A 13,286-nucleotide genomic window follows, 5' to 3' on the forward strand; every position below is an offset into this window, starting at 1 on the left:
ACTGCTGTTATGGCTGACAGCAGTTTTTTCCCTTTCCTATGATCAGTTGCTGGAGCTATAGTTGGGGGCCTCCTTGGTGATCTGGATGTCATGGGGATGGCTTTCCTTCAGGGACGCCGCGGTGATCTTGATGAATTCCGCCTTGTCCGTCAGCTCCTGCAGGTTGGGGGCTCCGCAGTATCCCATGCCGGAACGGAGGCCGCCGATCAGCTGGAATACGGTGTCTTCCGCGGAACCCTTGTAGGCCACACGGCCTTCCACGCCTTCCGGCACAAGCTTTTTGGCGTCGTCCTGGAAGTACCGGTCCTTGCTCCCCTTCTCCATGGCACCGATGGAACCCATGCCCCGGTAGACCTTGTATTTCCTGCCCTGGTAGAGTTCCGTCTCGCCGGGGCTTTCCTCGCAGCCTGCAAAGAGGCTTCCCAGCATGCAGACGCTTCCGCCGGCGGCCAGCGCCTTGACGATGTCGCCGCTGTACTTGATGCCTCCGTCCGCGATGATCGGGATGCCGTAGGGCTTCGCCGCCTCCGCGCAGTCGTTGATGGCGGTGATCTGGGGAACCCCCACACCGGCGACCACACGGGTGGTGCAGATGGATCCGGGGCCGATGCCCACCTTGACCGCATCCACACCGGCTTCGATCAGGTCTCTGGTGGCCTGTGCGGTGGCTATGTTGCCGGCGATGACCTGGAGGGTGGGGTGGGCCGCCTTCACGTCCCGTACGGCCTTCAGCACCCCTTCCGAGTGGCCGTGGGCCGTATCGATGACGATCACGTCCACTTTGGAACGGACCAGGGCCCCCACACGGTCCATCAGGTCCTTGGACACTCCGACGGCGGCGCCAACGCGCAGGCGGCCTTGACTGTCCTTGGCGGATTCCGGATACCGGATGGCCTTTTCGATGTCCTTGATGGTGATCAGGCCGGAGAGGTTCCCTTCCTGGTCCACCAGCGGCAGCTTCTCGATCCTGTGCTTGCCCATGAGCTGCTTTGCTTCCTCCAGGGTCGTTCCGATGGGGCCCGTGATCAGGTTCTCCGCCGTCATCACTTCCCGGATGCGCTTGTTGAAATCCGTTTCGAACCGAAGGTCCCGGTTGGTCAGGATGCCCACCAGCTTCTTGCTGCCTTCCTCGGTGATGGGCACCCCGGAGATCCGGTATTTGGCCATGAGGGCGTTTGCCTCATGTACATAATGCTCCGGATGCAGATAGAAGGGGTCGGTGATGACGCCGTTCTCGGAGCGCTTGACCTTGTCCACTTCCGTCGCCTGCTGTTCTATGGGCATATTCTTGTGGATGATGCCGATGCCTCCCTGGCGTGCCATGGAAATGGCCATTCTGGACTCCGTCACCGTATCCATGCCTGCGCTCATCAGAGGGATGTTGAGCCTTATTTCCTTGGTCAGCCAGGTGGACAGGTCCACCTCTTTCGGCAAGACGGCTGAGCGGGCCGGGACCAGCAACACGTCGTCGAAAGTTATGCCTTCTTTAATGATTTTCTGCATAGCAGCCTCTCTTTCAATTCCATACGGTCTGTTCGGTTGATAAAGGGTTATAGTGATTAAGACTTTAGCAAAAAAGCCCCGGTTTGTCAATACCGGCGGGACGGCAAACTGCAGGGGGAAAGCCCCCGGAACCTCTTTTTCCAAAAGGTCCGGGGGCTTTCCCCCTGGTTGTGCCCTGTATGTCCTTCTTACATCATTCCCATGCCGCCGGCGCCGCCCATGGGCATCGCCGGTTCGTCCTTCTTCACGTCCGCGACCACGGATTCCGTAGTCAGCAGGGTGGAGGCCACCGAGTTCGCGTTCTGCAGTGCGGAACGGGTAACTTTGGCGGGGTCGATGATGCCTTCGGCGATCATTTCCACATATCTTTCCGTCAAGGCGTTGAATCCGAAGCCTTCGGCATTCTCCTTCACCTTGTTCACGATGACGGAACCTTCCAGTCCCGCATTGGTCGCAATCTGGCGGAGGGGTTCCTCCAGGGCCTTCAGGATGATTCTGGCGCCTGTCTTTTCATCCCCTTCCAGTGTCTCCACCAGGGCATCCACTTCCTTCATGGCGTGGATGTATGCGGTACCGCCTCCGGCCACGATGCCTTCTTCCACCGCTGCGCGGGTTGCCGCCAGGGCGTCTTCCATGCGCAGTTTCTTCTCCTGCATTTCGGTTTCTGTGGCCGCGCCCACCTTGATGACGGCTACGCCGCCGGAAAGCTTGGCAAGACGCTCCTGGAGCTTCTCCCGGTCGAAATCGGAGGTCGTTTCCTCGATCTGCTTCTTGATCTGTCCGATCCTGCCCTCGATGTCGGCCTTGTCTCCCATGCCGTCCACGATGATGGTGTTTTCCTTCTGGACCTTGACGGATTTGGCGCGCCCCAGCATGTCCAGGGTGGCTTCCTTCAGTTCCAGTCCAAGCTCTTCGGAGACCACCTGTCCGCCGGTCAGCTTGGCGATGTCCTCCAGCATGGCTTTCCTACGGTCCCCGAATCCGGGAGCCTTCACCGCCACACAGTTGAAGGTGCCGCGGAGCTTGTTGACCACTAGGGTCGCCAAGGCTTCCCCTTCCACATCTTCAGCGATGATCAGCAGCTTGCCGCTGGCCTGCACGATCTGCTCCAGAACGGGAAGCAACTCCTGGATGTTGCTGATCTTCTTGTCTGTGATCAGGATGTAAGGGTTGTCCAGCAGGGCCTCCATCTTGTCCATGTCGGTGGCCATGTAGGCGGACAGGTAACCCCTGTCGAACTGCATGCCTTCCACCAGTTCCAGTTCCGTGTTCATGGTCTTGGACTCCTCGATGGTGATGACGCCGTCGTTGGAGACCTTCTCCATGGCATCCGCAATCAGATTGCCCACCTCGTCGTCTCCGGCGGAAATAGCCGCGACCTTGGCCACCTGGTCCTTGCCCTGGAGCTTGCTGCTCTGCTGCTGCACGGACTGCACCGCCACATCCGTGGCCTTCTTCATTCCCCTGCGGAGGATGATGGGGTTGGCGCCTGCAGCCACGTTCTTCATGCCTTCCACGATCATGGCCTGTGCCAGCACCGTCGCGGTTGTGGTTCCGTCGCCTGCCACGTCGTTGGTCTTGGTGGCCACTTCCTTCACAATCTGGGCTCCCATGTTCTCGAAGGGGTCATCCAGCTCGATTTCCTTCGCGATGGTCACACCGTCGTTGGTGATGAGGGGGGCACCGAATTTCTTGTCCAGGATCACGTTCCTTCCCTTGGGTCCCAAGGTCACCTTCACGGTGTCCGCCAGATGGTTCACGCCGGCTTCCAACGCCGCCCTTGCTTCTGCTCCGTACTTGATCTCTTTTGCCATTGGTATCTCCTCCTGCTCTCTATTCTACGATGGCAAGGATGTCGCCTTGCTTCACGATGATGTACATTTCGCCTTCCAGTTTCACTTCCGTGCCTGCGTATTTGGAATAGATGATCTTGTCGCCGGGCTTCACCTGCATGGCCACTTCCTTGCCGTCCACCATGCCTCCGGGACCGACCGCAACCACTTCCGCCTCTTGTGGCTTCTCCTTGGCCTGTCCAGGCAATACGATGCCCGATTTGGTCATTTCTTCCGCTTCCAGCTGCTTGATCACCACTCTGTCTCCTAATGGCACTAACTTCATATAAACTTTCCTCCTGTTCTGTTTTTATGTTGTTAGCACTCATATCTGTCGAGTGCTAATTCCATCTCCTATATTAATAAGAAGTCGGACAAAATGCAACTCCCTGCTCCATGTGTAAATGCGCGATGCAGGGCTTTTATCAACAAATAACTTCATAATTCTTTGTTTTTCTCTATTTTTCTCTTTTTTTCTATTCCTATCTTGTGGGTCCGGGCATACTCGAACAGCACCTGCTGCCCATAGCCCCCTTCTCCCCCAAAATAGCGGGCGGCGAAGGCCTGCAGCCCTTCCCGGGCTACCGCCTCCCCATAGCAGTGCTCCATGACCCGGGCGACCCATACGTCCGCCGGAAATACCGTCCATCTACCATAGCCGAAAAGGAGGACGCAATCGCCCACCTTCCTCCCCACCCCTTTGATCCGCCGGAGGGCCTCCAGGGCCTCCCGGTCCTCCAGGAAGGCCACACCTTCAAGGTCCACCTCTCCGGCATGGACCTTCCTGGCGGCGTCCAGCACATAGGGGGCGCGGAAGCCCAGGCGCAGCTCCCGAAGCTCCTCCTCGGTGGCGGACGCCAGGGCCTTCGCCTTTGGAAAGGTCCAGCAGGTCTCCCCCCTCCATTCCAAGGGCTTCCCGTAGGTCCTGCAGAGGGTCTCCACCAGCCCCTTGATCCTGGGGATGTGGTTGTTCTGGGAAAGGATGAAGGTCACAAGCATCTCCCAGGGTTCCTGCCGCAGGAGGCGCAGCCCCCGGTTTTCCCCGATGGCCCGGCGGAGGTGTTCATCCTTGTCCGAAAGGCGTCTCTGCAGGGAAGCGTAGTCCCGGTCCAGGTCGAAATACCCTTTCCAGAGCGCCTCCCATTCCTCCGGGGCGCACCAGGCAGAAAGCCTCCCCCCCTCCTGGCGCAACTCCAGCACCCGTCCGGAAGCCTGGACCAGGTAGTGGCCCGCACCCAGCTTCCGGTGCCGGAAACTTTGTCCCGTCTCCAGTGTCCGTTCCAGTGAAAAATCCCCTGGATCCATGGGGATGGACAGGGGATTTCCAGACGCGAAGTCGTGCTCCATGGTCCTAATAGGAGCTTTTCAGGGAAACCGCCAGGTTGAAGACAAGACGCTCCGGCGTGGAGTCCTTGTTGTCCACGCAGAAGTAGCCGTTCCTGACAAACTGGAATTTGTCCTCCGGCTGGGCGTCTTCAACCGCCATTTCCACATACGCCCGTGGAATCACGACCTTTGATTTCTCGTTGTATTGGGGCTCGCCGTTCCCGTCCTCAAGGAAAAGATGGCCGAACAGGCGGAGCTCCGCTTCCTTGTGCAGGGTTGCGGAAACCCAGTGGATGGTCCCCTTGGGCTTCCTTTCCTTGAATCCGGATCCGCTCCGGGTGGCGGGGTCGTAGGTGCAGCGCAGCTCCACCACCTGGCCGTCAGCGTCCTTCACCACCTCGTTGCAGGTGACGAAATAGGCGTTCATCAGCCGGACCTCCACGCCGGGGGACAGGCGCTTGTACTTCTTCTCCGGCACCTCCATGAAATCCTCCCGGTCGATGTAGATTTCCCTGGTGAAGGGGACCAGACGGGTGCCCAAGTCCTCGTTCTCCAGGTTCTTGGGGGACTCCAGGTACTCCACCCGGTCCTCTTCCCAGTTGGTGACGACCACCTTCAACGGATTGGACACCACCATGATCCGGGGGACCTTCATCTTCAGGTCTTCCCGTAGGGCATGCTCCAGCATGGCGATGTCCACCCTGCTCTTGCTTTTGGAGAGTCCGATCATGCCGAAGAAGCCGCGGATGGCTTCCTTGGTGTAGCCCCTCCTGCGCAGGCCCTTGATGGTGGCCAGCCGGGGGTCGTCCCATCCGTCGATGATGCCGGATTCCACCAGGGGGCGGATCCTCCGCTTGCCCAGGATGGTGTTGGAGAGGTCCAGCTCCGCGAACTCGATCTGCTTGGGGGGATTGGGCCATTCCAGGGCCTCCAGCACCCAGTTGTAGAGGGGCCTGTGGTCTTCGAACTCCAGTCCGCAGAGGGAGTGGGTCACCCCTTCCAGGGCGTCCTCGATGGGGTGGGCGAAGTCGTACAGGGGATACACGCACCACTTGTCCCCTGTGGCGTAATGGTGGAGATGGGCGATCCTGTAGATGGCCGGATCCCGCATGTTCATGTTGGGGGAGGCCATGTCGATCTTGGCCCGAAGCACCTTGGCGCCGTCCGGGAATTCCCCGTCCTTCATCCGCTGGAAGAGGTCCAGGTTCTCCTCGATGCTCCGCTGGCGGTAGGGGCTTTCCTTCCCCGGCTCCGTCAAGGTCCCCCTGTACTCCCGCATCTCTTCGGCGTTCAGGTCGCAGACGAACGCCTTGCCTCTTCTGATCAGTTCCAGCGCCTTCTCGTAGAGCTGGTCGAAGTAGCCGGAGGCATAATAGACCCGTCCGTCATAATCGGCTCCCAGCCATGCCACATCCTCCTTGATGGCTTCCACATATTCGCTCTTCTCCTTGGAAGGGTCCGTATCGTCGAAGCGCAGGTTGAACTTTCCGTTGTACTTCTCCGCAATCACCGCATTGGTGGTGATCGCCTTGGCATGGCCTATATGCAGAAATCCGTTTGGTTCCGGCGGGAAACGGGTGACCACTTCCTTGCAGGTTCCCTTGGCCAGATCCGCGTCAATGATGTGTTCGATAAAGTTCTTGCTTTCCATTGCATCCTCCTTGCAGCTTCTACCGCTATACATTAACCACCATTTTAACACAGGATCCGCCGTTTGCGCAAGGTCTTGGACAGAAAAGCGGCGGGACCCGAAAGTCCCGCCGCCTGCCTGTCTATTAGTATTTTCTTGCCTTGTCGATGTTTTTCACCAGGTTGTCGTAGACACCCTGGATCTTTTCGCTCTCGGACACTTCCGCAACACCTACGCGCCACCAGGAGAAATACTTGTGGATCATGGTCTTGGGAAGGACCTTGATGTCCAGCAGCGTGGATACGGTCTGCTTCTTGGCGTCTTCCAACGCCGCCATCAGCTCTTCCAATGTCCTTACGGTGTAGGTCTTGCAGCCGTAGCCCGCCGCGTTCATGGCGAAGTCCACGGGGACGAATCCGCCGTCCAGCTTGCCTGTTTCTTCGTTCCTGAAGCGGAACTCCGTGCCGAAGCTGTCGGAACCGTGCTCCATCTGCAGGTTGTTGATGCAGCCGAAGGTCATGTTGTCCAGAAGGATGACATTGATCTTCTTCTTCTCCTGGATGGAGGTGGGCAGCTCGGAATGGAGCATCATGTAGGAGCCGTCGCCCACAAAGGTGTAGACTTCCTTGTCGGGTTCCGCCATCTTCACGCCCAGGGAGGCGCTGACCTCGTAGCCCATGCAGGAATAACCGTATTCCATATGGTAGCTTCCGGGTGCTTTGGGGCGCCAAGCCCTCTGCAGGTCGCCGGGAAGGCTTCCGGATGCGCCGACGATGATGTCGTTCTCACCCAGGAATTCGTTCAAGGCGCCCAGGACCCTGGACTGGGTCAGGCAGGAGCCAGTGATCTTCTGGAATTCGGCGAAAACGGCTTCCCTGTCGATATGGTCCGCGATTTCAGGTACGAAACCGGGGCCTGTGTATTCCACGCTGTAGACGCGGTCGATCTCTTCGATGTAGGCTTTCCTTGCCTCGGCGATTTCCGTGGTGTAGGCGGATTTGTATCCGGCCTTCACCAGGGCCTCTTCCAGGGCTTTCAGCGCCACTTTGGCGTCCGCCACCACCTTGACGGCGTCCAGCTTGTAGGCGTCGAAGGAAGCCACGTTGATGTTCACGAATTCCACCTCGGGGTTCTGGAAAATCCACTTGGAGGAGGTTGTGAAGTCGGTGTATCTGGTGCCCACGCCGATGACCAGGTCCACTTCCTTGGCGATGGTGTTCGCCGCCAGGGAGCCCGTCTCACCGATGCCGCCCAGGTTCAGCTCGTGGTCCCAAACGATGGCGCTCTTGCCGGCTTGGGTCTCGCCGAAGGGGATGTTGAATTTTTCCGCGAAGCTTTGGAATTCCGCTGCCGCTTCCCCATAGCGCACGCCGCCGCCGCAGATCAGCATGGGCTTCTTCTTCGTTGTGATCAGGGAAACCGCATCCTGGATCATGGGTTCCGTGGGAATCCTGCGCTCGATCCTGTGCACACGCTTCTTGAAGAAGTACTCGGGATAGTCGTAGGCTTCCCCTTGCACGTCCTGGGGAAGGGCGATGGTGACCGCGCCTGTGTCCGCCGGATCCGTCAACACGCGCATGGCGTGGATCATGGCGGTCATCAGCTGCTCGGGCCTGCTGACACGGTCCCAGTATTTGCTGACCGCCCGGAAGGCGTCGTTGGTGCTGATGGAAAGGTCGTGGAACTGCTCGATCTGCTGCAGCACCGGGTCAGGCTGTCTGGTGGCGTATACGTCACCGGGCAGGAACAGGACGGGAATCCTGTTGGCTGTGGCCGTGGCGGCCGCTGTGACCATGTTGGCCGCTCCGGGTCCCACAGAAGAGGTGCAGGCGCAAATCTGTTTCCTGTTCAGCTGCTTGGCGTATCCCATGGCGGCATGGGCCATGCCCTGCTCGTTCCTGCCTTGGTGCACGATCAGGTCTCCCGGGTCCTGCTCCAGGGCCTGTCCCAGGCCGAGCACGTTTCCATGCCCGAAAATGGTGAAGATGCCCTTGACGAATTTTTGCTCTACTCCGTCCACTTCCACGTATTGGTTGTTCAGGAACTTCACCAGCGCCTGGGCTACCGTCAATCTAATTGTACTCATTCCTTGGCCTCCAATGCTCGATTATTTGATGATGATCATGAATTTGCGGATGATGTTGATCAGGTCGTCATATCCTTTGGAGAACTGCATCAGCGTGGCGTTGACCGGTCCGTAGGTGTCGAACTCTTCCACTGTCATGCCGTCGGGTTCGTAGGCTTTGATGAAATCGGGGAAGTTGGCCTTCAGCTGCTCGAGGTACTCCGCCTTCACGGGCTCGTCCATGTAGTTCTTGATTTCCACGTTGGAGTTGTTGAAACGCACCTGGTATTTGTGGGGGATGGTCAGGGACACGTCTCCGCCCATGAACTGGGACCAGTGGTAGTGGTTCCTGTAGGCAGCCGCCAGCAGCTGGGTGCGGTATCCTTTTTCCTTGAAGATCTTGTAGGCGTTCTTCATGACAGCCACTCCCGCCCAGTCGTAGCACTCGGGGTCGATGGCGATCAGCTTCTTGTCGGCGACCTGGCGCAGCCAGTCGTCCACACGGCCGACCATGATGGTGCATACAGGACGCATTTCGCTGGTGTCCTTGCCTTCCGCTTCCCTGCGCTTCAGTCCGCGCTCTACGGCTTCCGCCACTGCAATCGCCTGGGGTACGGTGAAGCTGACGGTCGCGTTGATGCTCACGCCGTGGTAGGTGGCTTCCTCATAGGCCCAGATGCCTGCCTTCGTGGTGGGCATTTTCACCTGGATGTTGGGGCAAAGGGTCTGGAAGTGCAGGGTCTGCTCCAGCAGCCTTTGGGGGTCGCGCCAGAATTTGGTGTTGGTCTGGATGGAGATGCGGCCTTTCTGGCCTTTGGACTCGTCGAAAAGGGGCCGCAGCATTTTGGCGCCTGTGATGGCCATTTCTTCGTTCAGCTTCCAGGCGATGTCGTCTTCCGTGGCATGGGGCATCTCTTCGACCAGTTCCCTGATCCGCTCTTCGTAGTTGTCCAGTTCGGATTCAAGAACGCTCTTCACGATGACGGGATTGGTTGTGGCGCCTACGGCTCCTTTTTCCAGGGCGTAGGTCAGCTCTTTCAGGGAGCAGGAGTCGTTCCAGTATTCTGTGATGGTCTTTTGTGTCATTTCGAGGAGTTTTGGTGTTTTATCGGACATTCTTTACCTTCTTTCCCTGATGCATGCGCATCAGCTTTCGTGATGGGTGGATGGTTGTCTATTTTGCTGGTTCTTAAGATGCCTTTAGAGGGGGATGTTGCCGTGCTTCTTGTTCGGCCGTTTCTCGAATTTGCTGCGGAGCATCTCCAGGGATGCGATCACATAAGGTCTGGTCATGGCGGGTTCGATCACGCTGTCCACATAGCCTCTGCCAGCCGTCACATAGGGGTTCGCGAAGCTTTCCTGGTACTGCTGGATCTTTTCCGCCCGCATGGATTCGGGATTTTCCGCATTTTCGATGTCCCTGCGGAAAATGATGTTGGCCGCGCCCTGGGCTCCCATGACCGCAATCTCCGCGGTGGGCCATGCCAGTACCATGTCCGCTCCCAGATGCTTGCTGCTCATGGCGATGTAGGCGCCGCCATAGGCCTTGCGCAGGATGATGTTGATCTTGGGCACGGTGGCTTCCGCATAGGCGAAGAGGAGCTTTGCCCCATGGCGGATGATGCCCGAGTGTTCCTGGGCCACACCCGGGAAGTAGCCGGGCACGTCCGTCAGGGTGAGGATGGGGATCCGGAACGCGTCGCAGAAACGGATGAAGCGGGCCGCCTTGTCGGAGGCGTTCACATCCAGGGAACCGGCCAGCACCTTGGGTTGGCTGGCGATGATGCCTACGGTTTCCCCATTCATCTTGGAGAATCCGACCACCATGTTCTTGGCGTATTCCGCATGGACTTCAAAGAAGCTTCCCAAATCCACGATTTCGTTGATGACGTCTTTCACGTCGTAGGCCTTGTTCGGATTGTCGGGAACCAGGGTTTCCAGCAATTCGCTCTTCCTGTTCGGGTCGTCGGAGGTCGCCGTCAATACCGCCCCGTCCTCATTGTTCGCTGGAAGGTACTGCACCAACCGGCGCACACCCTGGAGACAATCCGCCTCGCTGCCGTATCTGAAATGCGCCACGCCGCTCTTGCTGTTGTGGGCCAAGGCCCCTCCCAGCTGCTCTTTGGTCACATCCTCGTTCGTCACGGCCTTGATGACATCGGGTCCGGTGATGAACATCTGGCTTGTTTGGTCCACCATGAAGACGAAGTCCGTGATGGCGGGGGAATACACGGCACCGCCGGCACAGGGGCCCATGATGACGGAAATCTGGGGAATGACGCCGGATGCCAGCGTGTTCCTGTAGAAGATGTTCCCGAATCCGGACAATGCATCGATCCCTTCCTGCACTCTGGCTCCGCCGGAATCCAGGAGTCCGATCACCGGCGCTCCCATCTTCATGGCAAGGTCCATGACCTGGCAGATCTTTTGGGCATGCACTTCACCCAGCGAACCTCCCAGCACAGTAAAGTCCTGTGCAAACAAATACACCAGGGCTCCTTCGATGGTACCATAACCTGTAACAACTCCATCTCCAGGGGCTTCCGTCTTGTCCAGTCCAAAATCCGTGGTCCTGTGCTTCATGAAAGCGCCGACTTCAACAAAGGACTCCTCGTCCAGCAGCATGGTGATCCGCTCCCTTGCCGTCAATTTCCCGGCCTTGTGCTGCCGTGCGATCTTCTCTGGACCACCACCCTGTTGGAGCTGCGCCTTCTTCTGCTGCAGTTCCTGGATTTTAACCTTCATGTCACTCATTGACATACCTCCCGTTTGATTTGGCAGTTATTTCAGCCGTACGTCTTTTCTGAAGTAACCGCTTCGCATTGTATAGTGTCACTTTTCATTCCTTGCACCATGATGATGTTGACTTCACCAAAATAAGGTCTCTTTTATTGTATTTGTTTGTGGCCTTTTTGTCAACTTCTTTCATAGATTTAGGAAAGTTTATCCAAACGGGCCGGACAAACTTTCCTATTCTATGGTGTTTCCGCTGTCTGTTTCCGGTTTACAGTCCGGTCTTTTCCTTGATGTAGGCTCTTGCCTTCAACGCGTACTCGAAGGGGTTTGCGATGGCCGGATCCTGCTCGGCTTCCACAACCATCCATCCCTCATAGTTGTTTTGCTCCAGTATTTCGAAGATGGGGGTGAAATCGGTGTCCCCGTCCCCAGGCACTGTGAATGTGCCCATGCGCACGCCTTCCAGGAAGCTGAGCTTCTTGGCCTTCACTTCGTTGACCTTCTCCATCCGGACATCCTTCAGATGCACGTGGCCCACACGGCCGATGTGCTTCTTCAGGACCGCCACGGCCGCTTCCTGGTTGCCTTCGGAATAGACCAGGTGGCCGGCGTCAAAGAGCAGAAGCACGTTGTCGTTGGTCATCTCCAGGAACTTGTCGATTTCCGCAGGTGTCTGGACACCGGTTCCCATGTGGTGGTGGTAGCTCAGCTTCATGCCTTTTTCCGCGGCGAGGTCCGCCAGCTTGTTCATTCCCTGGGTGACCTTGACCCACTCCTCCTCCGTGTAGACGGGCTTCTCGTCGAACACCGATTTGGTGGTTCCCTGGATGCTGTTGCCCTGCTCGGAGCAGCCGATCATGCGTGCACCGGCTTCATACAGGAAGTCCCGCTGCTTGATGAAGGCTTCGATGGTGTATTCTTCCGGCTGGGAGGTGAAGAAGGTGGAGCACCATGCGTTGCAGATCTGGATGCCCCTAAGGTCGATGGCCTTTTTGAGCACCTTGGGGTCTGTGGGGTATTTTCCGCCCACTTCGCTTCCTGTGAATCCGGCAAGGGCCATTTCGCTGACGCACTGCTCGAAGGTGTTTTCTTTGCCCAATTCAGGCATGTCATCATTTGTCCAGGCGATGGGGGCAATGGCCAATTTCACTTTGTTAGGATCCAGCATATTCGTTACCTTCCTTTTCTTTGTTTATGGAATAGTTGTCTTGTTGTCTTGTTATTTGGGTTCCCAGATTTTCGCGTCCGGCTGGAGCATCCAGGTGTGCTTCTCGTCGAATGTGCGGTCTTTCAGCCAGCGCTTCTCCTTGGTGTGGGGAATCAGCCAGATGTAGTACATGGCATATCCCGGGGCGCTGCATTGGGGGTGCACCAGGTTGCCCGGCACACAGCTTGTGCTCTTGTGCTGGATCACTTCCGCCTGGTCGCCGATGATGCTCACGCCGAATCCTGTCTCGGGAAGGAAACGGTAGTGGTAGACTTCCGGCTGCACATGGTGGTGGGGAGGGTAGGAAGACCATTTCCCCGGATGGTTGATGACTTCCCCGATGACCAGGTTGGAGTAGGGGGCGATGGAATCGTCGATCACCGTCCGCACCGTCCGGATGGAAGTGTTGCCCAACTCGTCCTTGCCGAAAATGTCGCTGACACACATGTCCTGGGTGTAGAGCTTCGCCTCGAACACGTTGTCGTTATGCACGGCCTCGCAGCAGATTTCCGTGTTGTCGGCCATGCCGGTGAACCGGACTTCCATTCCCTTGGGCACGTGCAGGCAGATCGGATTCTCATCGAAGCAGCTGTTCCTGGTGACGGTCTCTTCCTTACCGTCCCAGGACAGCTTCACGGACCCTTCGATCAGCAGGAATGCCCTTTCCTTTTCTTCCTTGTTGCTGTAGGCCGTTCCGGCGGACAGCCGGATGATGCCGAAGTCCATCTGCATGTCCGCGTGGGGGCCTTCGTATGCGGTGATTGCGTTGTATCCCTCGGCAAATTCCCCTTTTTGATGTACGATCATTATGTTCCTCCTTTGTCGGGTGGACAGGTTCCCTATCGGGTCGACTACTTGTTCATCACATCGCCGAACAGCTCTTCATCGGAAGGGATGACGGGGGTGATGGGCGAGGAGACCCAGGTCACGTTGATGAAATGCTTGTAGGTGATGTTCTCGGAGGCGATGTTCCCGCCCCAGGTTCCG

10 protein-coding genes are annotated in these 13,286 nt (G+C 57.6%); all 10 read right to left on the reverse strand.

Features of this window, described 5'->3' with window-relative positions:
- Positions 1 to 42: 42 nt before the first annotated feature.
- A complete protein-coding gene (gene guaB / locus GXN74_RS08490) occupies positions 43 to 1,503 on the reverse strand; it encodes an IMP dehydrogenase (protein WP_162370501.1) in 1,461 nt (486 codons plus the stop codon).
- Positions 1,504 to 1,691: 188 nt separating this feature from the next.
- A complete protein-coding gene (gene groL, locus GXN74_RS08495) occupies positions 1,692 to 3,317 on the reverse strand; it encodes a chaperonin GroEL (protein WP_162370502.1) in 1,626 nt (541 codons plus the stop codon).
- Between the two features lie 19 nt (positions 3,318 to 3,336).
- Positions 3,337 to 3,621, reverse strand: a complete 285-nt coding sequence (groES, locus tag GXN74_RS08500) for a co-chaperone GroES (RefSeq protein ID WP_162370503.1) — start codon at positions 3,619 to 3,621, stop codon at positions 3,337 to 3,339.
- Positions 3,622 to 3,773: 152 nt separating this feature from the next.
- Positions 3,774 to 4,682, reverse strand: coding sequence for a DNA-3-methyladenine glycosylase family protein (locus GXN74_RS08505; RefSeq protein WP_162370504.1), 909 nt, complete (start codon positions 4,680 to 4,682; stop codon positions 3,774 to 3,776).
- Between the two features lie 4 nt (positions 4,683 to 4,686).
- On the reverse strand, positions 4,687 to 6,312 hold the full coding sequence (locus GXN74_RS08510; protein ID WP_246208641.1) for a glutamine--tRNA ligase/YqeY domain fusion protein: 1,626 nt from the start codon (positions 6,310 to 6,312) through the stop codon (positions 4,687 to 4,689).
- A gap of 124 nt (positions 6,313 to 6,436) precedes the next feature.
- Positions 6,437 to 8,377 (reverse strand): 3D-(3,5/4)-trihydroxycyclohexane-1,2-dione acylhydrolase (decyclizing), encoded by a 1,941-nt coding sequence (gene iolD / locus GXN74_RS08515; protein ID WP_162370506.1) that lies wholly within the window; start codon positions 8,375 to 8,377, stop codon positions 6,437 to 6,439.
- A gap of 21 nt (positions 8,378 to 8,398) precedes the next feature.
- Entirely contained in the window at positions 8,399 to 9,472 is a 1,074-nt protein-coding gene (locus GXN74_RS08520; RefSeq protein WP_212505740.1) for a transaldolase family protein, read from the reverse strand.
- A gap of 84 nt (positions 9,473 to 9,556) precedes the next feature.
- Positions 9,557 to 11,101 (reverse strand): acyl-CoA carboxylase subunit beta, encoded by a 1,545-nt coding sequence (locus tag GXN74_RS08525; protein ID WP_425481844.1) that lies wholly within the window; start codon positions 11,099 to 11,101, stop codon positions 9,557 to 9,559.
- Between the two features lie 259 nt (positions 11,102 to 11,360).
- Positions 11,361 to 12,260: a myo-inosose-2 dehydratase gene (gene iolE, locus GXN74_RS08530; protein ID WP_162370508.1), complete on the reverse strand. Its 900-nt coding sequence runs from the start codon at positions 12,258 to 12,260 to the stop codon at positions 11,361 to 11,363.
- A gap of 51 nt (positions 12,261 to 12,311) precedes the next feature.
- The gene (locus GXN74_RS08535; RefSeq protein ID WP_162370509.1) at positions 12,312 to 13,106 is read right to left on the reverse strand and encodes a 5-deoxy-glucuronate isomerase; all 795 of its coding nucleotides are present in this window, start codon (positions 13,104 to 13,106) and stop codon (positions 12,312 to 12,314) included.
- Positions 13,107 to 13,286 lie beyond the last annotated feature (180 nt).

The organism is Anaerotalea alkaliphila (genome assembly GCF_010179735.1).
GTDB classification, from domain to species: Bacteria; Bacillota; Clostridia; order Lachnospirales; family Vallitaleaceae; genus Anaerotalea; species Anaerotalea alkaliphila.

Coding starts and splice junctions, on each gene's coding strand:
- GXN74_RS08535 (WP_162370509.1), bottom strand. CDS start 13,106: ATGATCGTACATCAAAAAGGGGAATTTGCCGAGGGATACAACGCAATC.
- GXN74_RS08525 (WP_425481844.1), bottom strand. CDS start 11,101: ATGAAGGTTAAAATCCAGGAACTGCAGCAGAAGAAGGCGCAGCTCCAA.
- GXN74_RS08510 (WP_246208641.1), bottom strand. CDS start 6,312: ATGGAAAGCAAGAACTTTATCGAACACATCATTGACGCGGATCTGGCC.
- groL (WP_162370502.1), bottom strand. CDS start 3,317: ATGGCAAAAGAGATCAAGTACGGAGCAGAAGCAAGGGCGGCGTTGGAA.
- guaB (WP_162370501.1), bottom strand. CDS start 1,503: ATGCAGAAAATCATTAAAGAAGGCATAACTTTCGACGACGTGTTGCTG.
- iolE (WP_162370508.1), bottom strand. CDS start 12,260: ATGCTGGATCCTAACAAAGTGAAATTGGCCATTGCCCCCATCGCCTGG.
- groES (WP_162370503.1), bottom strand. CDS start 3,621: ATGAAGTTAGTGCCATTAGGAGACAGAGTGGTGATCAAGCAGCTGGAA.
- iolD (WP_162370506.1), bottom strand. CDS start 8,377: ATGAGTACAATTAGATTGACGGTAGCCCAGGCGCTGGTGAAGTTCCTG.
- GXN74_RS08505 (WP_162370504.1), bottom strand. CDS start 4,682: ATGGAGCACGACTTCGCGTCTGGAAATCCCCTGTCCATCCCCATGGAT.
- GXN74_RS08520 (WP_212505740.1), bottom strand. CDS start 9,472: ATGTCCGATAAAACACCAAAACTCCTCGAAATGACACAAAAGACCATC.